At 37.1% G+C, this 25697-nt stretch carries 21 protein-coding genes; 9 read left to right on the forward strand and 12 right to left on the reverse strand.

Going from position 1 to position 25697, the window contains the following annotated elements; translation table 11 throughout:
* Positions 1-23: 23 nt before the first annotated feature.
* The gene (locus LIV57_RS16590) at positions 24-2393 is read right to left on the reverse strand and encodes an outer membrane beta-barrel family protein (RefSeq protein WP_227943503.1); all 2370 of its coding nucleotides are present in this window, start codon (positions 2391-2393) and stop codon (positions 24-26) included.
* A 247-nt stretch (positions 2394-2640) separates the two neighbouring features.
* Between LIV57_RS16590 and LIV57_RS16595 the strand changes: the two genes are divergently transcribed.
* Complete coding sequence (locus LIV57_RS16595; RefSeq protein WP_227943504.1) at positions 2641-3963, forward strand: sensor histidine kinase; 1323 nt, start codon at positions 2641-2643, stop codon at positions 3961-3963.
* Entirely contained in the window at positions 3953-4639 is a 687-nt protein-coding gene (locus tag LIV57_RS16600) for a response regulator transcription factor (protein ID WP_227943505.1), read from the forward strand. Before LIV57_RS16595 ends, LIV57_RS16600 begins: the two co-directional genes overlap by 11 nt.
* Positions 4640-4643: 4 nt before the next feature.
* Here LIV57_RS16600 and LIV57_RS16605 read toward each other — a convergent pair whose 3' ends face one another.
* The 9 genes from LIV57_RS16605 to LIV57_RS16645 all read right to left on the reverse strand — a co-directional run bounded on the left by LIV57_RS16605 (position 4644) and on the right by LIV57_RS16645 (position 13257).
* Positions 4644-5471, reverse strand: a complete 828-nt coding sequence (locus LIV57_RS16605) for an endonuclease/exonuclease/phosphatase family protein (protein WP_227943506.1) — start codon at positions 5469-5471, stop codon at positions 4644-4646.
* Positions 5472-5537: 66 nt separating this feature from the next.
* Entirely contained in the window at positions 5538-5741 is a 204-nt protein-coding gene (locus LIV57_RS16610; protein ID WP_202840449.1) for a hypothetical protein, read from the reverse strand.
* Positions 5738-7000, reverse strand: coding sequence for a S8 family peptidase (locus LIV57_RS16615; RefSeq protein ID WP_227943507.1), 1263 nt, complete (start codon positions 6998-7000; stop codon positions 5738-5740). Before LIV57_RS16615 ends, LIV57_RS16610 begins: the two co-directional genes overlap by 4 nt.
* A gap of 11 nt (positions 7001-7011) precedes the next feature.
* Positions 7012-7590, reverse strand: a complete 579-nt coding sequence (locus tag LIV57_RS16620) for a hypothetical protein (RefSeq protein WP_227943508.1) — start codon at positions 7588-7590, stop codon at positions 7012-7014.
* The gene (locus LIV57_RS16625; RefSeq protein WP_227943509.1) at positions 7590-8285 is read right to left on the reverse strand and encodes a hypothetical protein; all 696 of its coding nucleotides are present in this window, start codon (positions 8283-8285) and stop codon (positions 7590-7592) included. Before LIV57_RS16625 ends, LIV57_RS16620 begins: the two co-directional genes overlap by 1 nt.
* Positions 8286-8301: 16 nt before the next feature.
* Positions 8302-9189, reverse strand: coding sequence for a DUF2589 domain-containing protein (locus LIV57_RS16630; RefSeq protein ID WP_227943510.1), 888 nt, complete (start codon positions 9187-9189; stop codon positions 8302-8304).
* Between the two features lie 387 nt (positions 9190-9576).
* On the reverse strand, positions 9577-11517 hold the full coding sequence (locus LIV57_RS16635) for a M1 family metallopeptidase (RefSeq protein WP_227943511.1): 1941 nt from the start codon (positions 11515-11517) through the stop codon (positions 9577-9579).
* A gap of 83 nt (positions 11518-11600) precedes the next feature.
* A complete protein-coding gene (locus LIV57_RS16640; protein ID WP_227943512.1) occupies positions 11601-12482 on the reverse strand; it encodes an SDR family oxidoreductase in 882 nt (293 codons plus the stop codon).
* A gap of 364 nt (positions 12483-12846) precedes the next feature.
* A complete protein-coding gene (locus LIV57_RS16645) occupies positions 12847-13257 on the reverse strand; it encodes a DUF1573 domain-containing protein (protein ID WP_202840441.1) in 411 nt (136 codons plus the stop codon).
* Between the two features lie 158 nt (positions 13258-13415).
* Here LIV57_RS16645 and LIV57_RS16650 point away from each other — a divergent pair, with 158 nt between their 5' ends.
* The 3 genes from LIV57_RS16650 (at position 13416) to LIV57_RS16660 (ending at position 17739) form a co-directional block, all read left to right on the forward strand.
* Complete coding sequence (locus LIV57_RS16650) at positions 13416-14669, forward strand: sensor histidine kinase (protein ID WP_227943513.1); 1254 nt, start codon at positions 13416-13418, stop codon at positions 14667-14669.
* Positions 14670-14681: 12 nt separating this feature from the next.
* Positions 14682-15365: a response regulator transcription factor gene (locus tag LIV57_RS16655; RefSeq protein WP_227943514.1), complete on the forward strand. Its 684-nt coding sequence runs from the start codon at positions 14682-14684 to the stop codon at positions 15363-15365.
* Between the two features lie 76 nt (positions 15366-15441).
* The gene (locus LIV57_RS16660) at positions 15442-17739 is read left to right on the forward strand and encodes a GH92 family glycosyl hydrolase (RefSeq protein WP_227943515.1); all 2298 of its coding nucleotides are present in this window, start codon (positions 15442-15444) and stop codon (positions 17737-17739) included.
* A 116-nt stretch (positions 17740-17855) separates the two neighbouring features.
* On the opposite strand, the gene LIV57_RS16665 is transcribed toward LIV57_RS16660, so the two are convergent.
* The gene (locus LIV57_RS16665; RefSeq protein WP_227943516.1) at positions 17856-18926 is read right to left on the reverse strand and encodes a tetratricopeptide repeat protein; all 1071 of its coding nucleotides are present in this window, start codon (positions 18924-18926) and stop codon (positions 17856-17858) included.
* A gap of 187 nt (positions 18927-19113) precedes the next feature.
* Positions 19114-20451, reverse strand: coding sequence for a dihydroorotase (locus tag LIV57_RS16670; RefSeq protein WP_227943517.1), 1338 nt, complete (start codon positions 20449-20451; stop codon positions 19114-19116).
* A gap of 102 nt (positions 20452-20553) precedes the next feature.
* Between LIV57_RS16670 and LIV57_RS16675 the strand changes: the two genes are divergently transcribed.
* From LIV57_RS16675 to LIV57_RS16690, 4 genes are all read left to right on the forward strand, one after another.
* Positions 20554-22008 (forward strand): lipopolysaccharide biosynthesis protein, encoded by a 1455-nt coding sequence (locus LIV57_RS16675; protein WP_227943518.1) that lies wholly within the window; start codon positions 20554-20556, stop codon positions 22006-22008.
* Positions 22009-22161: 153 nt separating this feature from the next.
* Complete coding sequence (locus LIV57_RS16680) at positions 22162-23178, forward strand: sugar phosphate nucleotidyltransferase (RefSeq protein ID WP_110010644.1); 1017 nt, start codon at positions 22162-22164, stop codon at positions 23176-23178.
* A gap of 106 nt (positions 23179-23284) precedes the next feature.
* Complete coding sequence (locus LIV57_RS16685) at positions 23285-24136, forward strand: DUF4292 domain-containing protein (RefSeq protein ID WP_227943519.1); 852 nt, start codon at positions 23285-23287, stop codon at positions 24134-24136.
* On the forward strand, positions 24133-25695 hold the full coding sequence (locus LIV57_RS16690) for a peptidoglycan DD-metalloendopeptidase family protein (RefSeq protein ID WP_202840430.1): 1563 nt from the start codon (positions 24133-24135) through the stop codon (positions 25693-25695). Before LIV57_RS16685 ends, LIV57_RS16690 begins: the two co-directional genes overlap by 4 nt.
* Positions 25696-25697: the final 2 nt, after the last annotated feature.

Raw genomic sequence — 25697 nt, forward strand, 5'->3', positions numbered from 1 at the left:
ATTAACTTTTATATTAAAATATTCTACAATCTATCTTGTTCGGCTGTTTTTTTAATTGTTTTGGCATTTTTAACTGATTGATTTCCAAAGTTGAATTTCAATGAAAATGTTACTCCCTGAGTATCGGTATAATCAAGAAAATAATTATCCTGATTTGCATATTTTGTACTGACCTTCTGTTCTGTGGATCTGAAAATATCGCTAAAAATAAGGCTGGCTTCCAGTTTTTTACTAAAGAATTTCCTGTTCATTACAAAATAAGCCGACCATAGAGAAGATATCCTGAATGTTCCCTGTATGCCGGGAGAATAGTAGCGGTGTCCCATTTCCATTTTCCAGTCGCTGTTTTTATCGAGCGTAAAGCTTGTTGAAATGTTTGAAACCCAGTTCCAGACTTTATTTTTATACAGCATTCCATCAACTCCTGTGAAATAATTTTCATTGTGTTCAAGGTTTTCAGAAAGGATGATATTCCACCATGGTTTTACCTGGAAATTTTTATAAAAGCTTAATCCGAAAGCCTCTCCTTTCTCAATATTGGTAAAATAATAGATCAGACTATTCGTACTGGGTTCCTGATAGGAAATTTCCATGGACGGATAAATTTCTTTTCTATAGTACAAATCAAGATTCCAGTCTTTCCATGAATAAGTAAGATTGAGATTGTGGGTAATCGTTGCTTTTAATTTGGGATCACCCTGATAATAGGAAAACAGATTGTAGTAAGATTTTGCAGGGTTCAGCCATGAATAGGACGGTCTGCTGATTCTTTTCCCATAGGAGAACCCGAATTCCTGTTTATTTTCTGTCGTGTACTGTGCATAAAAAGTGGGAAAGAATTTCCAATAATTACTTTTATTCAGTTCATAAGGCTCTGAAACCACACCTTCAAGATCTGTCATTTCCGCACGAAGACCTCCCTTGAAATTCCACTTCCCGATATTATAGGTTAATGAAGAATACAAGGCAACATTGTGTTCTTTATAATCAAAAATACTGCTTTTATCCGGTCTGTATTGTAGTGTTCCGTTCTCGTTATCAGAGAAATCAAGTTGACTGCTGGTCTTTACAAAACTATACTTAGCTCCCGATTCAAGTTCCAGCTTATCCCCTTTCCATTGGTAATCGAATTGGGTAGAATATAGCTGAACATCCGCTTTATTCTGGGTAAGGAAATTATCTTCTTTGGGAGGTTGCCCTGCAAAATTCAGATAGGTGATTACATTCTGATATTTATCGGCATTATTTCCGGTAAAATAATTGATCCAGGAAAGGCTGCTTTTCTTATTGAGTTTCCTGTCTATCTGAAAACTTACAGAGTTATTGATGGAACGTGAGCGATGATCATTGATGGTGGTATAATCAGATTCTACCCTATCCTGCTGGTTATAGATCAGCGTAGGAACATTGTAGGTTCCGAAGGATTTCGGAGAAAAATACCCTGAGTAGTTGAGGCTAAGATTGGTCAGGCTGTCCAGTTCATATTCCACATTAAAATTCAGGGTATTCTGGTTATTGTTTTTATCCTTCCTGTTCATCGTACTTACCCATCGGGTTTGGCTTTCCGGATAGTTTACATAATCTGTTCCTTCCCGGTAGTACGTTCCCAGCCCTTTATAATAGCTCCCCATAATGGAAAGTTTATCTTTTTTATAATATTGAGAGAGACCAAATACACCTTTCGCATATTGTGTCTGCACATATTTGGATGAAAGAATACCACGGTAGCCTTCAATTTTATTCTTTTTCAGAATGATATTCAGTACTGCGCTTCCTGAAGCTTCATATTTGGCAGGCGGATTGGTAATCACTTCTACAGATTTCACTTCATCTCCCTGTGTATTTTCCAGAAGATTTTTAAGCTCATCCCCTGTCAGCATTACTTTTTTATCATTAATCGTCACCAGAATTCCGGTACTTCCCTTTACACTCAATACACTGTTGTTAATGGTAACACTGGGTGTATTTTTTAGAATTTCCCAGGCATTGAGTGAGGAAATACTACTGTTTTCCACATTAAATTCCAGACGGTCTACCTTTCTTTTCACCAAAGGCTTACGTTTCGTCATGATTACTTCTTCTATTTCCTGAGATTCTTTTTTAAGAACAATGTTCAGAGGTTCAGGCTCTTTTAAATCCAATTTTTTCTCAAATAAAGAATATCCCTGATTTTTAACTACCAGCTTTACATCCTGTTTTTCTATGCCCTCGAGTACAAACTTCCCGTGTTCATCCGTTTTTAATTCTTTGATCAATGCATTCTGAGCGTTATATACTTCTACCTTTACGAAAGAAAGTTTTTCATTTTCGGTGTTCATCACTGTACCTTCAGTTTTTTGTTGCTGGGCAAGAATCAAGGCTGGAAAACACAGAAGAAAAAGAATTTTATACATGGTTATTTTTTATCCGTTCAAACAAAAACTATTGTTCTGTTCTATGGGGACAAAATTCCATATTGACTGGAAAAAATACGGTTAACAGAAGGTTAATGATGGGTTAATGTCTTTTCTGGTTTCAAAACATCCAGATTCAGACAGAAGGATAAATCTTTATTTTAGAAGATTCAAAACTATGGTTAATGGAAGGTTAATAATAAAATAATCATTTCCTGAAAATGACTAAAGTTTTATCTTTGTTTTAATGATAGCCAAAAGTAAAATTCTCATCCCGGTTTTTGCCGCTCTGTTCCTGCTTTTACTGGGAATTCAGGTTTATTTTATGTATAAAACCTATCAGGTAAAAGAGAGGGACATCTACAGATCCGTGAATGACGGGCTTACCAATTACACAGACGATCTTGAAGATATACAGGAAATAAAAGAAAGGAATGATGATTCTCTTCAGGAAATTATTATACAGTATCATAATAAAGAGATCAACAAAAAAGATTTTCTCCGCTATTTCATAGAAAACAGAAAATCTGCCAGAGAAAGGCTGATTCATTATATCGACAGCCGCTACCAAAAAGACGGTTACGAAATCTCTGCAAGAATACGGTATCTTTCCATTGTTCATCTTCCGGACAGTTCAAAAGTAATTACCGAACCTATTGTTATTTTTGAGACAAAAGACAAGATCGAAAAGCCGCGTATTGCGAGTATCGGAAGCTGGGAAACCTCCAGTACCAAAAGAAATGATTCGGATAGGGGTCATATTGAAAAAAAGAATACTTTTCTTGTTAAAACCCAGACCGATTTTGAGATCAGAAATATAAAAAGTATTGTTTTCAAGGAGCTTACTTTATTGATTATATGCTGTATTATTCTTCTTTCGGGAGTTCTTCTGCTTTATATTTTCACGATCAGAAATCTTATCCAGCAGCAGAAGCAGGTGGAAGTTCTCCACAGCATTGTGGATAACATTTCACATGAGTTTAAAACGCCTATCGCTACTTTAAAAATAGCTTCGAAAGCATTAAAAAAAGAATGGAATCCTGATACGCTGCCTCTTATAGACAGACAGATTTCCAGGCTCGAAAGTCTGATGCTTCAACTTCATAAGGATGAAATTCCGGATGAAATGACTGCTATACAACCTGAGGACTGGAACTTTTTTATTCATGATCTTTCCGTTACTTACCCAAATTGTGATTTTAACCTCGAAAACACCGTTTCACAAAAACTTCCTTTTGATAAAAACCTGATGGAAACAGTCATTAAAAACCTTTGTGAAAACAGTGTGAAATATGGAGCATCGGTTATTACAATACATATCCGCAACAATTCTCAACAATTGGAAATTGAAGTTGCCGACAACGGTCAGGGCATGGAGGCTAAAGAACTGAATAGTATTTTTGAAAAATTCTACAGAATACAGAATAACAATATTCACAATAGCAAAGGACTGGGACTGGGACTTTATTTCGTGAAAAAAATTATTACCAGTTATGGTGGTAAAACAGAGGTTTCCAGTCAGCTTCATACAGGCAGTACTTTTAAAATATCAATTCCTTATGAAAACTAAAATCCTTCTGGTAGAAGACGATCCGGATTTCGGAATGATTCTTAAACAATATCTTGAACTGGAAGATTTTGAAGTCAGCTGGTTTCAGAATCCGGAAGATATCGTACCATTTGTTCAGGCTGATTTTCCCTTTCAGATAGGAATTCTGGATGTGATGATGCCCAATGTTGATGGCTTTTCTCTGGCGAAAATGATCATTAAGGAAAGAAGTAATTTCCCTTTATTATTTTTAACGGCTAAAAATCAAAAAATAGACCGATTGACCGGATTGAAAATAGGTGCCGACGATTATATTTCCAAGCCTTGCGACCCTGAAGAACTTGTTTTACGAATTAAAAATATTCTGAAAAGAACACTTCCCGCCGTTACGGAAAGCCAAATAAAAATAGGAGAGTTTTCACTGGATACTACCAAACTTCTGTTGTCACATCCTGACGGGAATACCCGATTGACCATACGGGAACAGGAATTACTGCTGTACCTTCTGAAACACAACCGGACGATCATCACCAGAGATAATATTCTTGATAATCTCTGGGAAACCAATGATTATTTTACCGGAAGAAGTCTTGATGTGTTTATCAGCAGGCTTCGTAAATATTTCATCCATGATCCCCAAATAAAAATCCAATCCCTGAGAGGAATTGGATTTGAAATTGATTTTCCAACCAATTGATTTTTTATAGAGAAAGATTCACGATCACCGGAAAATGGTCTGACGGATACAAGAGATTTTCTCTTCTGTCATTGATATGTCTGTGAGATCTGATCTTAAAGCCTTGTGTAAAAATATAATCGATTCTGTCTTTCGGGACTGTATTGACATCAAAAGCGGTGAAAGTTCCTACAGGACCATAATGCCTGGTTTCCGAGTGATAGAAACTGTCTTTCATATTCTGAGAAAGGATTTTAATAGGTTCTGAATCATCTGTCAGGTTAAAATCTCCGCTCAGCGTTACCGGAAGGTTTTTTGGATTCAGTTCTTTGATTTTTTTCAGAATCAGTTCCGAAGATTTTACTCTTGCCACATTTCCTACATGATCAAAATGAAGATTCATCGCCAGGAATTCTTTCTTCGATTTTTTATCTTTAAATATGGCGTAAGTACAGATCCTGTTCAGTGCAGCATCCCAGCCTTTTGACGGTTTTTCCGGAGTTTCAGATAACCAGAATGTCCCTGATTTTACTGCTTCAAGTCTGTTTGTGTCATAAAAGATGGCAGAAAACTCTCCTTTCTCTTTGCCGTCATCTCTTCCTACTCCTATATAATCATAGTTTTTTAATCCTGCTTTAATATCTTTCATCTGTTCCGGAAGCGCTTCCTGTACTCCGAAATAATCGGGATGATAATACGTCAGTAAATCGGCAACATCCTGCTTTCTTTTTGGCCAGGCATTGTCTTTATCCGACTCTACATTCAGTCTGATATTAAAACTCATTACGGTAAGGTCTTGTGAAAATCCCAATGCAAAAAACATCAGAAACACCATTGAAAATCTGAAATTCATATGTTATTTTATCATTAAGAGACAAAAATAAAACTTCTCTGCGACAGAAAAGCTTTATTGATGTGATTATATTGTTAAATTATCTTTTTCTTCTTCTACAGATATAAAATATTCCTGAAATTCGGACTCCAAAACCGGCAGCTGACTTTCAAGTTTTACAATTCCCAAGGTTTTATAGTGAGAGGCCAGTTTTATGCCTTTACTTTTGAGAAGAGCTTCAAGCCTTTTAAAATTTATATCTTTCTTTAAAACTGCGAGATAAGTGATCATAGGTATACCTGTATTAAACCATTTCCAATATCTCTGTATTTTATCCCTTCAACAGGTCTTGCTTTGTTTTCAATCAGTTCCCAGATCTCTTTTGCCGATTTATCGGGAAACTGTTCCATATACAACGCTGCAAGCCCTGAAACATGCGGTGCGGCCATACTGGTACCACTCATTGTATAGTACAGGTTATTTTTGTTCTTCGCATTTTTAGGATAGGAACTGATAATGTCTACTCCGGGAGCACAGACATTGATGCTTCCGCCTGTAGATGGATTAAGACCTGCGTTTGAAAATCTGGCGATCTTCATTTGTCCGTCAATAGCTCCAACAGCCATGATCGATTTTGAATTGGCAGGCATGGAAACAGGCTGTGGAATCTGTGGCCTGTTGCTGTCATTTCCTGCTGCTGCGATAATAAGACAGTTGTTTTCCAGTGCTCTTTCTCCAATGGTTTCAAAAAGAACAGACGGCTGATCATCAAACTTCACCGGAGAAGCCAGTGAAAGAGACAATATTCTGAATTTCTTCGAAATGGCCCAGTCTATCGCATCAATGACACTGCTGGTAGTTCCTCTTCCATTGTCTGCGAGCACTTTTGCTATTTTCAGGTTGCAATCCTTAGCTATTCCGTAACGTCTTCCGTTATCACTTCTTGTATTTCCTGCAGCCACTCCTGCACAGTGTGTGCCATGTCCGTTGGGATCTCTGTTCCAGTCCTCACCATCTATAAAAGATTTCCCTTCAATCACTTCTGCGGAAAAATCCGGATGGGAAATTTCAAGTCCGGTATCAAGAATGCATACATCAATTCCTTTTCCTGTATAGTTTGCATTTTCCAGTCCGATCGCTTTTAATCCCCATTCCATTTCAATGAATGATTTTTGAGGCAAAGGTTTATTCGTGATATATTTTTCAAGTTCTGAGATTTTTTCTGCAAGCCCGGCCGACTGCTTTTTAAGCTCATTAATCAATTGCAATTCATCAGCAGGAAAAAACTCTCTTTCTTTTTCGTAGTATACAATAGAATTAGATTCATCTTTCACAGCACTTTTCAATTGATCTTCATCCATATTTTCCACCACCAAAACCCCAAGATTTTTGTAAAGTACGCCATTGTCCTTATTAATGATTTCATAAGAACGGTTTTCTTTAGACAGCAATTCTGAAGAGGTGATACTCACTTCCAGCTCTTTTTCAATTTTTTTAAGTGCATTTTTCTGCTGGTTCTGCAACAGAACAATATATCTTTCGGTTTCCATAATGATCTTTTTTAAATTAATTTCAGAAATATCTTTTCGAGAATAAGAAAAATATCCTCCGGAATAATGGTCAGTCTAAGTTTCTTATTAATCCCGGATATCGCTGTATTCTGTTCAGCCAGTGAAGTCCAGAAACGTTCAATTTTAGGAACGGAATTCATGTCCTTCAGCTTTTCATCGTCCAGAATACCATTCTGATATAATGAGACAATGATTCCTGAAATAAGTTCTTCCGCCTCATCAAGTTTTTTATTTTCTCTGGCATATATTTCCATCAGAATATCATAAATACTTTCCATTCCGTTAAATGAGAATCCTGCGAGCATTTCTCTTCTTCCCGTCATTATTTTTTCCATTTTAATAGGATTAAAGCCTCTTTTAACGGTAGAAATCATATTCATTACCTTCAGCACTTCGGATTCGTGGCTGGTGTTTCCTTTGGTACGGAAATACTCCAGAACCTCGTTGAGAAATGTATCGAACCGGGCATCAAAGTCAAATGATTTTGACAGGTATAAAGCCTGAACTTCATTGAACTGTTCCAGCAGTTCTTTGATTTTCTGTACCGTAAAGTGAATAAGTTCCTGCATTATTCAAATGTTATCTGTTCTATTTCATTACCGTCTTTATCTTTGTAGGACACAATCCTGATTCCTTCCTCCTCCATTTCCACATGAAGGTTGATGAATAATTTATCTTTATCTTCTGCCGCACTTGTATTGGGGTCTATGTAAATGCTGTTCAGCTTTGCATTCACCAACGTATATTTATTCAAAAGAACCTTTGAAAAAATTTCTTTCAATTCATCAGTTTCCTCTTCTATTCCTTCCTGAGGTCGGAATATTCCGGAATTCAGAAGCTGCATTTTCTTTCTGAGATCCAGTTTGAGCACTTCATTGGCAGGAAGGTTCCCGAATTTCTGATCATTCTTTTCCAGCTTGCTGAACAGGGTTTTGAATTCTTCAGTCTGAAGCTGTCTTTTGCTGATTTCGGGAATATTAAATTTCTTCTCCCTATTCACCAGACGGATCCTTTCATTTATTTCTGTCACCAACTGATCTTCATTCAGTTTAAAATTATATTTGGAATCGGAATCGATATCCGTAATTTTAATCGGAATGTCCATCTTTACACTAGGCAGAGCATAGCGCGGAACCTTGAAATATTTAAGGTATTCATGGCGGGCATATTCTTTGGCAATAAGAACCGCATTCTCATCTGCTTTTTTACGAGCCTGAATTATCTCGTTGTTGAGATAATCCAGGTAGTCTGATAGTTTTATCATCTTTCGTAAAATCTAATTATTGTGAAAGAAGTCCAAGCACTTTTTCAAGCCCTGCAGGCATTTCGTCATTGGTTGCACGCACTTTTACCCCAAGAGAATATTCTTTTTCCACTTTAATTCCTGTGCTGGAAGTTCTCTTATAGGAGACATCCACTTTGAATTTCACAGGCCCCCATCCACCGGATACTCCGGCATTGATCCCGAATTCATCACTTACGTCTTTTGTGTATGTAGAATTAAGTTTCACATTAAAGTCTACTTCACAGGTTTCAATTCTGAAGCTTGGTACATTCAACAGCGCAATAAAAGGCACTGAAATTTCTACATCATTCGGAATCGTTTTAGGGTTGGTGGCACTTACCGGCTCATCTTCCTTAAAATCCGGGTTCGGAATATTTTTTTTGTATTTGAATTCTGCCATTCTCAGTTTTTTAGGACTGGCAGCATTGGCCGGATCTGTAAGCTCGAAACCGACTTCGTTGATGAAATTAACGGTGGCAATTGAGGCATTGGACTGTGCTTTTACGCAGGCATCCAAAGGTCCGCCAATAATCGTTGCAAAGTCGATGCTTCCCAATTCTGCTGCAAAATCTGCATTGGCAGCATCTGAAGTTCTGAAGATCTCTTCATCGGCTGCCATTCTACCGGCAATCAGTTTCATAATCTCAGAAGAGGCACCGGAAAAAGATTTTTCCCACTTTTCGTCATAATTCTTTTTGAACTCGTCTACAATGGCTAACAATTCCTTATTCGTCAATGAACTCAGTTCTGAAGTTTCAATTCCTGACACTTTTTCATAGACTGCCGGAGTCAATACTTTTTCTACTCCCGATAAAAGGTCGATTAACTCATTTTTTGTTTTTTTGGCGTGGCTTGCTTCAAGCACCGATTTTAATGTTTCCATGTTTTTTGTTTTTGATTAATATTGTGGGACAAAATTAGATCACCGGCCTTCAAAACATTTCAGGAGAACCCCTCTACTTGTTCAGGAAAAACACCCTAAAAAATAAAAAGCCTGAACTTACGGTGGTAAGCTCAGGCTTTTGTAATATATAGCAAATATTTATTTTATAGACGCAAAGATCATATTAACTATTATTATTTTTAAGTAAGCTGAGAAAGCAACAAAGTTGCTGATGAAGCTGCATGGATATGCTTACGCTTAGACAGTGAAATGAAGAATCCTGGTTTTATGTGAGATTCTTCCTTCGTCAGAAATCGAAGATTCGACGTAGTCAATGACAATGGCGTAAAATTGTATATAGTCGCCAATTAAATAAATTCACCTTTTCTATGCCGGCTTTTTGCTGTTATTTTCCAGATTGACATCAGGAACTACAGAATCCGGATCCAGTTTTACTTCGTTTATTTCCTTTTTAGAATCTACTTTAAATGTCCATTCGGTATTTCTTTTCCAGACCTCAACAGGAATTTTTACCGTCTGTGCCGTTCCATCTTTGAATCTGATTTGTACAGTTGTTGGCATTGGCAGCTGACCAATATTTTCAACCGTAATCTGAACGCCGTTTTTAAAGTCTCCGTTGATATATTGTACGTTTTTAACAGCCTGATCAATTTTCCATTTATTAAAGAACCATCCTCTCCAGAACCAGTTCAGTTCTTCTCCGGAAACATTTTCCATTGTGTGGAAGAAATCCCATGGTGTCGGATGTTTGAATGCCCAGCGATCTATATAGGTTCTGAATGCTTTGTCAAACTTTTCAGGTCCCAGAATTGCTTCTCTTAAAACATCTAATCCTGTTCCCGGTTTATAGTAAGCCAACGCTCCGATACTTCTTTCTTTCATATTATCAGGTCCTACCATTACAGGCTCCAGACTGTCAGTCAGCAAATACATTCCTGATCTTGCCAGATTCGGTTTACGGTAATATTCTCCTTTATTGAAAGCTTCGGTGGAAAGTCCGTTGATAAAAGTATTAAATCCTTCATCCATCCATGCAAATAATCTCTCATTAGATCCTACGATCATAGGGAACCAGTTGTGTCCGAACTCGTGGTCTGTAACGCCCCAAAGATCTTCCCCTTTGGAATCCATATGACAGAAAACAATTCCCGGATATTCCATTCCACCTTCGTTTCCTGCTACATTGGTGGCAGCCGGATAGGTGTATTCATACCATTTTTTCGAATAATGCTCTATGGCCGCTTTCGTATATTCTGTAGATCTTCCCCAGGCTTTATCACCGGCACTTTCTACTGGATAAGCAGAAATAGCTAAAGATTTCTTTCCACTGGGTAAATTGATTTTTGCAGCATCTAAAATAAATCCGGCAGATGATGCCCATGCAAAATCTCTTGTCTGATTAATTTTAAATTTCCAGGTCTTTGTTCCTGAAGTTTTATTTTTACCGATTTCAGACTCAGGGCGGATCATTACCGTTTTATCACTGTTTCTTGCCTCATTCCATCTGTTGATTTCTTCTTTGCTGTACACTTCTTTCTCATTCAGAAGTTCTCCGGATGCTACAACATAATGACTGGCAGGAACAGTAATATTGGCTGTAATATTCCCGTACTCCAGATAAAACTCTGAAGCTCCAAGGTAAGGAAGCGTATTCCATCCCATCACATCATCATACACGCACATTCTCGGATACCACTGTGCGATGGTAAATATTTTACCGTTTTTAGTATCCTGAACGCCCATTCTGTCTGAACCATACTCAGGAGAAATAAAAGAATATTCTATTTCTATCTTTGCCACACCTCCATTGGCTTTCAGCTCTTTGGGAAGATCAATCTGCATTCTTGTATCGGTAACGGTGTATTTTACATCTTTCTTACCATCCAGTTTGACTGATTTAATGGTATATCCACCGTTAAATTCTTCACCATGAGCTCCGTTTCTGCTCCCGGAGAGCGGCACTACACCATTTCCTCTGGAATCTTTTGCAAACAGATTCTGATCCAGCTGCAGCCAGAGAAAACCTAATTTGTCAGGACTGTTGTTGGTATAGGTAATCTGGGCTGTACCGGTAATTTCTTTTTTATCTTCATTCAGGCTGACGTTCAAATGATAATCTGCTGAATTCTGCCAGTAAGCATGTCCCGGCTGTCCGCTTGCAGAACGGGTAGCTGTGCCTGTCTGCGGATAAAAGAACGGCTTAAATGCTTCTACATAATCGTATTTCGGAGTCTGCTGTGCATATGCAGAACCTGAAAAGAGGACAACTGCAAGCGTCGAAACAAGGGTTGGAAGTTTAAAATTCATTTGAAAAGTATTATTTAGTGTATAGGTAAAAAAAACTCCCGGATTTGTTACACATCCGGGAGTTTTTTTAATACAAGTTTAATTTAATTTGATTTTTTGGCTTTAATCATTGCTTCCAAAGCATCCCACATTTCTTTAGGAATTGCTTCAAGCATATTGAACTCTCCGGCACCCTGAAGCCATTCTCCACCATCAATGGTTACCACTTCCCCGTTCATATAAGCGGAATAGTCGGAAACCAGATAAGCCGCAAGGTTGGCCAGCTCCTGATGTTCTCCTACTCTTCTCAACGGAACTTTTTTCTTCATATCGAATTTCTCCTGAAGATCTCCGGGAAGAAGTCTGTCCCAGGCTCCTTTCGTAGGGAAAGGTCCCGGTGCAATAGCATTGAAGCGGATTCCGTATTTTGCCCATTCTACCGCTAATGATCTGGTCATCGCCAGCACTCCTGCTTTTGCACAGGCAGACGGTACAACATAAGCGGAACCTGTCCATGCGTAAGTGGTTACGATATTCAGTACTGTTCCGGGAGTTTTAGAATCTATCCAGTGTTTTCCTACGGAAAGGGTACAGTTTTTTGTTCCTTTTAAAACAATATCGAGAATGGAATCAAAAGCAGAGTGAGTCAGTTTTTCTGTTGGAGAAATGAAGTTTCCGGCAGCATTATTCAACAAAATATCAATCTTTCCGAATTCTTTCAGTGTTGCCTCTTTCATGGCTTCCACCTCATCCCAGTTTCTTACATCACAGGCTACACAAAGCACCTTGCCTCCTGTTTCATCTTCCAGCTCCTTAGCTGTGGTCTGCAGCTTCTCCAGATTTCTGGAAGTGATCACTACTTTGGCGCCCAGTTCAAGAAAGTATTTAGTCATCGCTTTTCCAAGACCGCTTCCGCCTCCTGTTACAATTGCTACTTTATCTTTTAGTGCACCTTCGCGCAGCATAGGTTGTGTATATAGACTCATAAAATATTTTTTCTTAAAAATAATAAATATTGAAATGCAATCCTGTAAAATAGGTTGATAAATAATGCTACAAATAATTATTCTTCACATAGAAGCTCTCTCAACTTTTACATTCATGATTTTTAACCCCAAAAGACATAAAATTTTTAAATCCTTAAGTTTTTAGAGCCAAGCTCTATGTAAATAAGTATCTTATTTGAACTTTTCTCCGGCATTATTTTAAACTTACCTAAGCGGACAAAATGAAAGCTTTTGTGCCTTTTGCGGTTTCATAAAGATTAGGCGTCTTTATAAATAAACTATTCGAAAAAGAAAATAGCCTGATAACAATTACCAGGCTATTTCTATTTGTTAAAACGATATATTAAGAAGCTACCACTCCTTTGAAAGAAAGTGTTTTAGGAGTTTTGCTGTCGCTGGTAGTAACATTTACTGTCTTCATAAATGGTCCTACTGTTGCTGCGTTATAGCTGGCTTCCACAAATCCTTTTTTCCCTGGCTGGATAGGAGTTTTTGTGTAATCAGCAGTTGTACATCCGCATGAAGGGGCTACATTCTGAATAATGATTGGTTTTGAACTTGTGTTTGTAAATTCAAATCTGATCAATTTTGGTTTACCCTGAGGAATATTTCCTACATCGATAGATTCTGATTTCCATTTAATAGCATCAGCAACCATTTTTACGATAGATGGAGCATCTGTTGTCAATACATTCGCATAAAACGGAGAGAACGCCAACACGGCTAAAAGAGCTGTAATTTTTAATTTTTTCATGAGTATATATTTTAATATTTGAAACTGACTATGTTCTTCTATATGACAAATGTAAAGCAGACAATGATTACGGCTTGTTAACCGCTGTCTAACATTTGTTAATGAGTTGTTAATAGTAAAAGATAAATAGATATTTTTGGATAATATTGTTTCAGGAAATGAAAATAAAAAGACTCAATATTATTATCACGCTTGGATTCGTCGCTATTATCGGAATTTTAATAGCACAATTGATGTGGACGATACAGGCTTATAATCTTGAAGACAAAAAATTTAACCAGAAAGTCAATATTGCCTTAATGGAAGTCGCAGAAAAACTCTCAGGAGGAAAGACGTCCTACACCGAAAATCCGGTACAGAATATTGCCAATGATTATTACGTGGTTAATATCAACAATGAATTTCATCCCGTAGTTCTTGAATATTATCTGAAAACAGAGTTTACCCGTTTCCAGATCAACACAGATTATGTGTATGCATTATACAATTGCCACAGCGATAAAATGATCTATGGAAAATACATGACCTCTCATCAGGAAAGCCCCAGCAATAAGGTGATCAATTTTCCGAAGCATAAAAATCTGATCTATTACTTTTCCATACGCTTCCCGGACAAAACTACTTACCTGATCAGTTCATTACGGTTCTGGTATCTCCTTACATTTGCCCTTATCATCATCCTTCTGGTGTATGTATATTCTATTTATACGATCATTCAGCAGAAGAAGTTCTCGGAGTTGCAGCGTGATTTTATCAATAATATGACTCATGAGTTTAAAACACCTTTATCCTCCATCCTGTTAGCATCAGAAGCGCTTAATAAACAGGAAATGGTACAGGAAAATTCTAAACTGCAGACCTATACCTCCATTATCATCAATCAAAGCCACAAGCTCAATAGCCACATTGAGAAAATATTGAATATTGCTAAAAATGATGCGGCAGGACTGTCATTAAAGCCTCAAAAGATTCTGCTACTCCCTTTTATTCAGGAGATTGCAGACAATGTACAGCATAAAAACAAGGACCTCAGCATTGAGATCGATATTGAAAACAGTACTTCGGTAATGGCAGATGAATTTCACTTTACGAATATCATTTACAACCTGCTGGATAATTCCATCAAGTATTGTGAAACAAAGCCTGTGATTAAAATTTCAGCTTATAAAGATTCAAAAGGCTTATATTTAAAGTTTAAAGACAACGGAATGGGAATTCCTGCTAAAAATATTCCTCATATTTTTGAAAAGTTTTATCGGGTACATACCAAAAGAAGTGAAGAAGTAAATGGTTTCGGGTTGGGATTATTTTATGTAAAAAAAGTTGTTCAGCAGCATCATTGGAAAATTTCTGTGGAGAATAATGAAGACAAAGGAATTACTACAACGCTCTTCTTTCCGTTTTCAAATTAATCATGTGTAAGTATGGAGAAATCTAAAATTTTATATGCCGAAGATGACAAAACAATAGCTTTTCTGGTGGAAGACAGTTTGGAAAGTTATTATGATATCAGCTGTTATTCTGATGGAGAATCTGCGTTGGAAGCATTTAACAGTCGGGATTTTGATATCTGCCTGCTGGATATTATGATGCCCGGCATGAGCGGATTTGAGGTAGCACAAAATATCCGCAGTAAAAATTCTGAAATTCCTATTATTTTCATCTCTGCAAAAGCATTAAAAGAGGACAGAATCAAAGGGCTTAAAATTGGAGCTGATGATTATCTGGTAAAACCATTCAGTATTGAAGAACTGATGTTGAAAATTGAAGTTTTTCTGAAACGCACTAAGAAGTCGGACACTTCTTCTCTGCAATATAAAGTGGGCAAATATGATTTTGATCCAAAAAATTACACCCTGAAAGGTGCGGAAAACAATATTACCCTTACCCAAAGAGAATCTGACCTCCTTTTATATTTTATCCGCCATAAAAATCTGGTGGTTAAAAGGCAGGACATTCTAAAGGCCATCTGGGGTGATGATGATTATTTCATGGGACGGAGCCTCGATGTTTTTATTTCCCGGCTGAGGAAGGTACTGGCTGAAGAACAGAACATAGTAATAGAAAATCTTCACGGAATAGGTTTCCGTTTTTCTGAAAAAGAGTAAATAGCCCTTAACTAATTTAAAACACAACAGAAAATGATGATTTTAATTAATTTTAAACTTTGAAAAATTGTCATTAATGAAAAATCGCAAGTCTATTGTTTTTCTTTCTCTAGCATTTTTAAGTGCAAACTTTCACGCCCAAAAATTTGAAAAATTAATACAATATGTTAATCCTCTGATCGGAACTGAAAAGATGGGCCATACGTATCCGGGAGCCACCGTTCCTTTTGGTGCCGTACAGCTAAGCCCTGAAACAGACACCATTTCCTATGAACTCAATGGAAAATACAATGGTGAGGTTTACAAATACTGCGCCGGCTACCGTTATGAAGATAAAACCATAGTGGGATTCAGCTCTACCCATTTCAGCGGTACCGGACATTCTGATCTGGGAGATTTCCTGGTGATGCCTACTGTAGGAAAACTTCAATTGAATCCCGGAACAGCAGCTAATCCTGAAAGCGGTTACAGAAGCAGATTTTCACACCAGAACGAAACTGCAGAAGCCGGATATTATAAAGTAAAACTGGATGACCACAATATTCTGGCAGAGCTGACAGCAACTCCAAGAGTCGGAATTCACCGTTATACTTTCCCAAAATCTGACCAGGCTCACATTATTCTGGATCTGATGGCCGGCATTTACAATTATGACGGGAAAAATGTATGGACATACGTTCGTGTAGAAAACGGAAATACTATTACAGGTTATCGGCAGACCAACGGATGGGCAAGAACCAGAATGGTTTATTTCGCCATGAAATTTTCAAAACCTTTTAAATCTTACGGCCAGCAAAACTATGATGAAAAGCAGGTTTACAAAGGATTCTGGAGAAAATTCGACCAAAATAAAAACTTCCCGGAGATTGCAGGAAAGAACCTGAAAATGTATTTTGATTTTGATACCAATGAAAATGAAGCGATTGAAGTAAAATTGGCCATTTCTCCGGTAAGCCAGACCAACGCTCTGGAAAATCTGGAAAAAGAAACCGGGAATATGACTTTTGATCAGGTTAAAGCTATAGCCCAGGACAACTGGAACAAGGAATTAAATAAAATTGTCATCAAAGGTTCTGATACGGAAAAGACTAACTTCTATACAGCAATGTACCACACCTTTATCAATCCCACCACTTATATGGACGTCAATGGAGAATATAAAGGACTGGATCAGAATGTTCATAAAGCAGATGGCTTTACCCATTATACAACCTTCTCTCTGTGGGATACTTACCGCACGCTTCATCCTTTCTTTAATATCATTCAGCCTAAACGGAATGGTGACATGGTAAAATCTATGATGGCTCATTACAATCAATTCTCAATGAAAATGCTGCCGATCTGGTCTCATTATGCTAATGACAACTGGTGTATGAGCGGATACCACAGTGTAAGTGTTGTTGCTGATGCTATTATTAAAGGAAATTATACGGGTGATCCTGAAGAAGCTTTGAAAGCATGTATAGAAACAGCAAATAAAAGAGATTACGAAGGCATAGGACAATATATTGATCTTGGATATATTCCGGCTGAGAAAAACGGAACTTCAGTTTCCAATACCTTGGAATATGCCTATGATGACTGGGCGATTGCCCAGCTGGCAAAGCATTTAAACAAAACAGATATTTACAATCAGTTTATTAGACGGTCTGAAAACTGGAAAAATAATTTTGACAAAACTATCGGTTTTATGCGCCCACGTCTGGCAGATGGAAGTTTTAAGAAAGATTTTGATGTATTAAGTACCCATGGACAGGGCTTTATTGAAGGGAATTCATGGAACTACAGTTTCTTTGTCCCGCAAAATCCCGATGAACTGATCACGATGATGGGCGGAAAGAAAAAATTTGCATCCAAACTGGATGAGCTGTTCACCATGCATTTACCTGATGAATTCTTTGCAGACACTGAAGATATTACCCGTGAAGGAATTATTGGTGGATATGTTCACGGAAATGAACCGGCTCACCATGTTGCGTATTTTTATAACTGGGCAGGACAGCCGTGGAAAGCACAGGCACAGATCCGCCGTATTCTGGAAATGCAGTATAAAGCAACACCGGACGGATTGGGCGGAAATGATGATGCCGGACAAATGAGTGCATGGTATATTCTGAGTTCATTAGGTTTCTATCCTGTAGCTCCTGGATCAGAGAACTATTCTATCGGAAGCCCGGCGATTGATCACGCTGTACTGAATCTGGAAAACGGAAAAACTTTTGAAATTGAAGCAATCAACCAAAGTCCGGAAAATGTGTATGTTCAGAAAGTTCTTTTGAATGGAAAAGAGATCAAAAACTTTACATTGAAGCATTCTGAGATCATGAACGGTGGGAAGCTGACATTTTATATGGGAAATAAGGCGAAAAAGTAAAAAGGCGAATGAGCTGGAATTTGAACATTCACAGTCTTTTAATTAAATAAGTTTTGGCTCTAAAGCCAATGGAAGGTTAAATATAAAGTGAGCGGGCTAAAGCCCGCTCCTATTGATTATTTTCCTGAACATTTTTCGTTGTATAATTTGGTTCCTTCTGTTTGCTCCAGATCCTTCAATCTTTTTAATGCTGTGCAAGCAACATCTGTTTTGTTTTGTGCTGTTGCAATTGAAGCAACGTTGTACAATGCATCTGTATTGGTGTTATCATATTCATGGGTTTCAATAAAGAACTCAATTGCCTTATCCAATTTGTTAGCGTTCATAGCCTGTACTGCTTTACTGAAATTTTGCAAAGATTTTTTTTTGTCTTTTATATATACAATAAACTCTGGAAGGAAATCAATATAATTACGATTAAAAAAAGTAATCCCCATTCTATTAATTTCACCTATGCCATTTGTTACTTTACTAGAATATTTATAAGGAATAATGACTTTTTCAAAATTTTCAAATCCTGAAAGATCCCATAAATAAAAATTCTTTTCAAATGTTCCTTTAAAAAGATTAACACTCACCTGATTCATTTTTACTCCTTCTTCTTTATCAATTTCTACTCTAATAATTTTCTTTTTTGGAAAGATTAGAATATTTCCATTTAAAGTAAAATCATGAGAATACTCTTTTTTCGCATAAATATCAGCAATTTCTGAAACTAGATTTCTTTTTAATGACGGAGTAAATTCTCTGGTTGCAGTTATAACTGTATCATTTTTATATTGTTTTAAAAAGTTACTTATTCTTAAAGAATTATTTACAAACCACATTTTTCTTATCTTATCTGGAGCTTCTTCTCCATCTACTCTTTGTGTTACAACCAAAGAATCTGCAGTTAATTTTTCAATCTGATAACCTGCTTCTTTTGATGTTCTCATTATTCTTTTCTCTAAGTTAAAATCAACACAGCTTTTCATTTCAATGAAAATGGGATCACTATATACACAAAGAGTATTACCAGTAATTTTCCACAATAAAACTCCCAATTCCCTTTGGTTTAAATCTCTGCTGCCATCCAGCATACTAAATTTTACTCTTGTCCATGAAGAATTTGAAAGTAATTCTGTATTTATTTGTGAACTAAATTGCAAAGAAATTGATAGAAATAACAATAAAAAGAGTTTGTACATAGGTATTAATTATTTTTTGCGCGAAGCTACATAAATTTAAAATATCTTGAAACTTAAAAGAGTGTCTAGCTAATCATTCGCCAATCTTTAATAATCTTCCAGCTTAGTTTTGGCTGAAGCCAATGGAAGGTTAAATATAAAGTGAGCGGGCTAAAGCCCGCTCCTATTGAATTATAATAATCTCTGATTAATCTCTAGGTTCAAAAAGTAATCTCTCTCCAAATTTCTCTTCTGCAATTGTACCATTGTCATACACCAAATGACCATTGACAAAAGTATGGGTAACTTTAGAGTGGAAATTCATCCCTTCCAGTGGGCTCCAGCCACACTTGTATAGTAAATTGTCTTTGGAAACCGTCCAATCCTGGTTTAAATCTACCAAAACAAGATCCGCTTTATACCCTTCCCTTACAAAACCTCTTTTTTCAACTTTAAAAAGAATAGCAGGATTATGAGCCATCTTTTCAACGATTTTCTCAAGGGATATTTTACCGTTTTTATAGTTTTCAAGCATTACAATCAATGAATGCTGTACCAAAGGTGCACCAGACGGACATTTTGTATATACATTATTCTTCTCTTCTGCCGTATGCGGAGCGTGATCTGTAGCAATCACATCAATTCTGTCATCCAGCAAAGCTTCCCAAAGGGCATCTTTATCTTTCTGGGTTTTTACAGCAGGGTTCCATTTGATAAGACCACCTCTTGTTTCGTAATCCTCATTGGTAAATGTAAGATGATGAACACATACCTCAGCAGTGATTTTTTTGTCTTTTAGAGGAATATCATTTCGGAAAAGTTCCATTTCCTTTGCTGTTGAAAGGTGGAAAACATGAAGTCTCGCCCCTGTTTTTTTCGCAAGCTCTATCGCCTTGGATGAAGATTTATAACATGCCTCTTCACTTCTGATCAGGTGGTGGAATTTTACAGGAATATCATCTCCATATTCATCCATATATTTCTGAGTATTGGCTCTGATGGTAGCTTCATCTTCACAGTGCACAGCAATCAGCATTTTGGTATTACTGAAAATGTTTTCCAGAGTTTCAGGATTATCAACCAGCATATTTCCTGTAGATGATCCTAAAAATAACTTGATTCCCGGAACATTTCTAGGGTTCGTTTTCAAAACTTCCTCCAGATTATCATTCGTTCCTCCCATCATAAAACCATAGTTGGCATATGCTTTTTGGGAAGCAATCTCATACTTGTCTGCCAATAGCTCCTGGGTAACAGCGTTTGGAACAGTATTCGGCTGATCAATAAAACTGGTGATCCCTCCGGCAATGGCTGCTCTTGATTCGCTTTCAATATCACCTTTATGAGTAAGTCCCGGCTCACGGAAATGCACCTGATCATCTATTACTCCGGGAAGAAGATATTTACCTGAACCATCAATAATCTGATCTGCGTCTTCAGAAATGCCGGCAGCTATTTTAGAGATTAAATCATTTTCTATCAGGATATCGCTTTCAAAAACTTTTCCTTCGTTGACGATATTTACATTTTTTATAAGAACTTTCATTTCAATTTATTTCGCTGTAAAATTAAGATTTTAAGTTTTAATTAACCCCAAAATCGCAAAACGAATGCTTAAAGTTTTACATTTGCAAAAAAAAATTCGACTTTGTATAAGAAACTATTAGGACAGACAGCGGTATATGGACTTAGCTCCGTATTAGTCCGTATTTTTCCATTTATCATTGCACCCATCGTTACAAAGGCTTTCGGACCAGCTGCTTCGTCACCGTTTGTAGACTGGTATTCCATTGCAGGTGTAATTACGGTATTGCTTACACATGGCATGGAAACTTCTTTCTTCCGATTTGCACAAGAGGATAACATTGACAAAAAAACATTGATTTCAACCTGCTCAATGAGTATCATCAGTATGGGGTTAATTTACCTTATCCTGGGATATGTATTCAGATTTCAGCTTGCTGAAGCCTTTGAAACTCCTGATCAGGTCAATTTTCTAATCATATTCTTATTTATTCTCTCATTGGATGCATTTTCCACCATACCATCTGCTATATTGAGGTTACAAGGAAAACCCTTCAAATATATGCTTTCCAAGGTAGCCGGCTCCCTGGTTTACTTTTTACTGGTTTTATTCTTCATCAGATGGCTTCCTAAACATCCTGAGGGAGTACTTGGGTTAAAATATAATCCTGACTTCGGAGTCGGATATGTTTTCGTTGCCAATCTCATCCAAAGTATTATCACCCTTTTGATTGTAGGAAAAGAATTCTTCAGCTTCAGTATATCCAGATTTGATTTCGGACTGTGGAAAAGAATTATGAACTATTCCTGGCCGGTAATGATTGCAGGACTGGCTGGTATTGTAAATCAGACATTAGACCGACAATTCTTAAAATACCTCCTTCCTGAAGAAGAAGCCCGTCATCAGATTGGAGTATATGGAGCAGTTTACAAGATTGCTACCTTTATTACTGTGTTCAGACAAGCCTATCAATTGGGTATTGAACCTTACTTTTTTTCAAGTTTCAAGAACAAGGATTCTCACAAGACCTATGCCGTATTGATGGATATTTTTGTTGTATGCAGCTGCATCATTTATATGGGACTTATGGTAAATCTTCAATGGATTTCTGAAAAATATTTAAGAAACCCTCTCTACTATGAGGGAATTGAAATCATTCCATTTATCATGCTTGGAGCTCTGTTTCTGGGAATCTACCTTAATCTTTCTATATGGTATAAGCTATCAGACCAGACAAGGGTTGGCTTATATATTTCTGTTATAGGAGCATGCATCACCATTCTTATCAACTTCTTGTTCATTCCTCAATATGGATATTGGGCAAGTGCCATAGCAGCACTGATTACCTTCATGTCTATGATGATCATTTCCTATGTATGGGGACAAAGGCAGTATCCTATTCATTATAATATAGGTAAAATATTGATTTATCTGGGATTCACCATTGTTTGTTCATTGGTTTCTTTCTATTATTTCAGAACTAATTATCTGGTAGGTAATCTATTCCTCCTTTTATTCCTGGCTTTGATAGTATTCAAAGAAAAAGCAATAGTATCCAAAATCATAAAAAGATCTTAAACTTTGGTCTTTATTTTGCTTGTAAACAAACCTGTTGTTAATTTAAACAATTATTTAAAAAGATATAAATCATAATCCCTCAAAGGTTTTAATTATTATCTTTAACCTAAATATCAAAAACAACTAATAAAACATCTTTTATACATATAATTTATGAAAATTATTGTCCCTATGGCTGGACGTGGTTCCAGATTACGTCCACATACACTGACAGTTCCAAAACCTCTTATTCCAATTGCAGGAAAACCTATTGTACAGAGATTAGTGGAAGATATTGCTAAAGTTGCAGGAGAAAACATTGAAGAGGTAGCTTTTATCATCGGAGATTTTGGCCCTGAGATCGAAAGATCCCTTATTCAGATTGCTGAAAAGCTGGGAGCAAAAGGAAGTATATATTATCAGAACGATCCTCTTGGAACTGCTCACGCCATCAAATGTGCGGAACAATCTATGCAGGGAGATATCGTTATTGCCTTTGCAGATACTCTTTTCCGTGCAGATTTCCAGTTGGACAAAAATTCTGACGGTGTAATCTGGGTGAAAAGTGTTGAAGACCCATCAGCGTTCGGAGTTGTAAAACTGGATAATTACGGTTTTATTACAGACTTTGTTGAAAAACCAACGACTTACGTTTCAGATCTTGCTATCATTGGTATCTATTATTTCAACAGTGCTGAAAAGCTGATGGAAGAAATTAATTATATCATGGATAATGATATTAAAAACGGCGGCGAATACCAATTAACAACCGCTCTTGAAAACCTCAGAGCTAAGGGTGCCAAGTTTACCCTTGGAAAAGTAAACGACTGGATGGATTGCGGTAACAAAAATGCTACCGTAGAAACCAACAGCAAAATCCTTGAATATGAAAGAGAAGCAATGACTCACTATCCTGCTTCCGCTGTGATTGAAAATTCTTTGATCATTCAACCGTGCTTTATTGGAGAAAATGTAAAAATTTCCAATTCAAAAGTAGGACCTGGCGTTTCTTTAGGAAACAACACAACTGTTGTGAATTCTAATATTGAAAACTCCCTGATTCAGGAAAACACAAGAATTAATCACGGGAACCTTTCCAATTCTATGATCGGTAATTCTGCACAGTATTTCGGAGTTGCCAGAGAAATTTCTTTGGGTGATTATTCCGTTTTAGATTTTTTATCTAAATAAGAATAGGAAATATTTTAATTTAAACATCATATCATCAGGCCACACAAAATGTTTTGTGTGGTTTGGCGTTAATATTGCAACGTATTTTTTAATTAAAGATAAATACATGAAAAACTGGATCCCATTTCTTTTATTGCTTCTTGCCTTATCATCCTGTAAGACCCGTAATACTGCCCAAAGTGATACTGATCATACACGGGACAGCATTAATGCTGCAAAAGATAGAGATAATGGAGATCCAAAAGATGTTAATGAACCGGTGAGAGACAAACTCACTTTTTATGAACATGTATTGATTCCACCCAAATTTGAACAAATCAAAATAGACAGCAAAGTAAGAGTAGAAACAGGAAGCTATGTTCCTACGCTGGATGCAACCATCTATATTGAAAATGATAAAAAGGTCTGGATGAACCTGAGAGCTTTGTTCATCAATGCTGCCCGCGGTATTGCCACTCCGGAAGGAATAAAAGGACAGGATAAAATCAATAAAACTTATATAGATTCCGATTTTGACTATCTTAATAACCTTCTGAACGTTAATTTCATTGATTATAAATCATTGGAAAAGATCTTACTGGGGAGAACTTTTGTAAAGATCAACGACAGACAGTTTGATCTCACTCAAAATGCTCAGGGTTTTAAAATGGTTTCCAATACGAACCAGAAAATCGTTACGGACGAAAAAAACAGGGAGTATAAGGTAGCTCTCCAATACGACACCAATTACGATTTGTTAGCCGTGAATTTAAAAGATATTCTTTCATCAGACGAACTAGATGTTTCTTATAGTGACTGGAATGAATACGGAGGAATACGCCTTCCAAAAAATGTTAAAATAATTATAAAAGGCTCAAAATCTAGTCAGATTTTATTGGAAAACACGAAATTTGACTTTTCGAGGATGGAAACACCTTATTCTGTACCATCCAGTTATAAGAAAATTGAGATTAAATGATTAGAAAATTTAGCTTTTTAATAGGTGTTTTGATGTTCGGACTGCATCAGGGACAGCAGACCAAAGAACAACTGCAGAAGCAGAATGCCGAACTTAAAAAACAAATTGCACAAATAAATACCGATTTAGCCAAAACCAGAAGTGAATCTAAACTTTCCGTAGCCTACCTTTCCAATGTCAACCAAAAACTGGTGTTAAGAGAAAAGGTTTACAATAATACGCAGAAAGAAAAAAGGTTCATTGAGGATGATATTTATTTACGTCAGCTGGAAATCAACCGTCAGAATAAAGAACTGGCAGTTTTAAGAAAAAACTATGCTGAAGTTTTGGTGAATGCTTATAAAAACAAAGGAGTACAGAACAAAGTAACTTTTATTCTTTCTGCTAAAAATTTAGGAGAAGCCATACGAAGAGTTCAGTATCTGAAACAATACTCAGACTACCAGGATAAAAAAGCAGCTGAAATCACAAATGCTGCCAATCTCATCAAAAAGACCATTGCCCAAAAGCAAAATTCTGTAAAAGCGAAAGAATCCCTTTTGATTAACCAGCAGAAAGACCTGGCAACCATCAATGCTGAAAGAGCTCAAAAAGAACAGTTGGTAGCTGAATTCAAGAAAAACGAATCCAAGCTGACTGCTGAACTTAAGCAAAAACAAGTTCAGTCTAAAGCACTGGAAGGACAGATCAGAGCTATTATTGCAGAAGAGATCAGAATTGCAAAAGCAGAAGAAGAAGCCAGAAGAAAGGCAGAAGCAGAAAAAATACGTTTGGCAAAACTGGCTGCTGAAAGAGAAAAAGCAAGAATCGAAGCGGAAGCTAAGGCAAGAGCTGAAGCCCTTGAAAGAGAAAGAAGACTTGCAGAAGCTGAAGCCAAGAGAGCTGCAGAACTTGCTGCAAAAAGAGCTGAAGAAGAAAGAAAACGTAATGAAGATGCCGCGAGAGCCGAAGCTAATGCAAGAGATGAAGCCAGAAGAGTAGCCGCTAAAAAAGCTTCAGACGAGGCCAATGCAAGAGCTAAAGAAGCTGCAGATAAATTAGCTGCCGCAAGAGCAGCAGAAGCAGCGCTTGCGAAAAGAAAAGAAGAAGAGAAAAAGGCAGCAGAGAGCAAAGCCATGACAAACTACGGAGTTTCCACCGCTACAGGAAGCAGTTTTGCAGATAACAGAGGTAGATTAGGTTATCCTGCAGACAGAGCCGGACAAATCACTCACCGTTTCGGAAGACAGCCTCACCCGGTTTTCAAAAATATTACTGAAGAAAATAACGGGATCAAAATTTCCGTCCCTTCAGGCGCACGTGCAAAATCGGTGTTCCCGGGATCAGTATCTTCGGTACTGGCTAATAATGACGGAACCAAGACCGTTATCATCAAACACGGAAGTTATTTTACCATTTATTCCAACTTAGGAAATGTAAGTGTTTCCAAAGGGCAACAGGTTTCATCAGGAACTCCGGTAGGTACGATAGCTCAGGATTTTGATGGTGCTTATACGCTTGATTTCCAAGTATGGAACGGAAGTACACCAGTTGATCCATTAGGTTGGATTTCATATTAAAA

This window comes from Chryseobacterium sp. X308, from assembly GCF_020733145.1.
In the GTDB taxonomy this organism is placed as follows: domain Bacteria; phylum Bacteroidota; class Bacteroidia; order Flavobacteriales; family Weeksellaceae; genus Chryseobacterium; species Chryseobacterium cupriresistens.

Excerpts from the sequence above, each read along its gene's own strand:
- LIV57_RS16590 (WP_227943503.1), bottom strand. The coding sequence starts at position 2,393 with ATGTATAAAATTCTTTTTCTTCTGTGTTTTCCAGCCTTGATTCTTGCC.
- LIV57_RS16595 (WP_227943504.1), top strand. The coding sequence starts at position 2,641 with ATGATAGCCAAAAGTAAAATTCTCATCCCGGTTTTTGCCGCTCTGTTC.
- LIV57_RS16600 (WP_227943505.1), top strand. The coding sequence starts at position 3,953 with ATGAAAACTAAAATCCTTCTGGTAGAAGACGATCCGGATTTCGGAATG.
- LIV57_RS16605 (WP_227943506.1), bottom strand. The coding sequence starts at position 5,471 with ATGAATTTCAGATTTTCAATGGTGTTTCTGATGTTTTTTGCATTGGGA.
- LIV57_RS16610 (WP_202840449.1), bottom strand. The coding sequence starts at position 5,741 with ATGATCACTTATCTCGCAGTTTTAAAGAAAGATATAAATTTTAAAAGG.
- LIV57_RS16615 (WP_227943507.1), bottom strand. The coding sequence starts at position 7,000 with ATGGAAACCGAAAGATATATTGTTCTGTTGCAGAACCAGCAGAAAAAT.
- LIV57_RS16620 (WP_227943508.1), bottom strand. The coding sequence starts at position 7,590 with ATGCAGGAACTTATTCACTTTACGGTACAGAAAATCAAAGAACTGCTG.
- LIV57_RS16625 (WP_227943509.1), bottom strand. The coding sequence starts at position 8,285 with ATGATAAAACTATCAGACTACCTGGATTATCTCAACAACGAGATAATT.
- LIV57_RS16630 (WP_227943510.1), bottom strand. The coding sequence starts at position 9,189 with ATGGAAACATTAAAATCGGTGCTTGAAGCAAGCCACGCCAAAAAAACA.
- LIV57_RS16635 (WP_227943511.1), bottom strand. The coding sequence starts at position 11,517 with ATGAATTTTAAACTTCCAACCCTTGTTTCGACGCTTGCAGTTGTCCTC.
- LIV57_RS16640 (WP_227943512.1), bottom strand. The coding sequence starts at position 12,482 with ATGAGTCTATATACACAACCTATGCTGCGCGAAGGTGCACTAAAAGAT.
- LIV57_RS16645 (WP_202840441.1), bottom strand. The coding sequence starts at position 13,257 with ATGAAAAAATTAAAAATTACAGCTCTTTTAGCCGTGTTGGCGTTCTCT.
- LIV57_RS16650 (WP_227943513.1), top strand. The coding sequence starts at position 13,416 with ATGAAAATAAAAAGACTCAATATTATTATCACGCTTGGATTCGTCGCT.
- LIV57_RS16655 (WP_227943514.1), top strand. The coding sequence starts at position 14,682 with ATGGAGAAATCTAAAATTTTATATGCCGAAGATGACAAAACAATAGCT.
- LIV57_RS16660 (WP_227943515.1), top strand. The coding sequence starts at position 15,442 with ATGAAAAATCGCAAGTCTATTGTTTTTCTTTCTCTAGCATTTTTAAGT.
- LIV57_RS16665 (WP_227943516.1), bottom strand. The coding sequence starts at position 18,926 with ATGTACAAACTCTTTTTATTGTTATTTCTATCAATTTCTTTGCAATTT.
- LIV57_RS16670 (WP_227943517.1), bottom strand. The coding sequence starts at position 20,451 with ATGAAAGTTCTTATAAAAAATGTAAATATCGTCAACGAAGGAAAAGTT.
- LIV57_RS16680 (WP_110010644.1), top strand. The coding sequence starts at position 22,162 with ATGAAAATTATTGTCCCTATGGCTGGACGTGGTTCCAGATTACGTCCA.
- LIV57_RS16685 (WP_227943519.1), top strand. The coding sequence starts at position 23,285 with ATGAAAAACTGGATCCCATTTCTTTTATTGCTTCTTGCCTTATCATCC.
- LIV57_RS16690 (WP_202840430.1), top strand. The coding sequence starts at position 24,133 with ATGATTAGAAAATTTAGCTTTTTAATAGGTGTTTTGATGTTCGGACTG.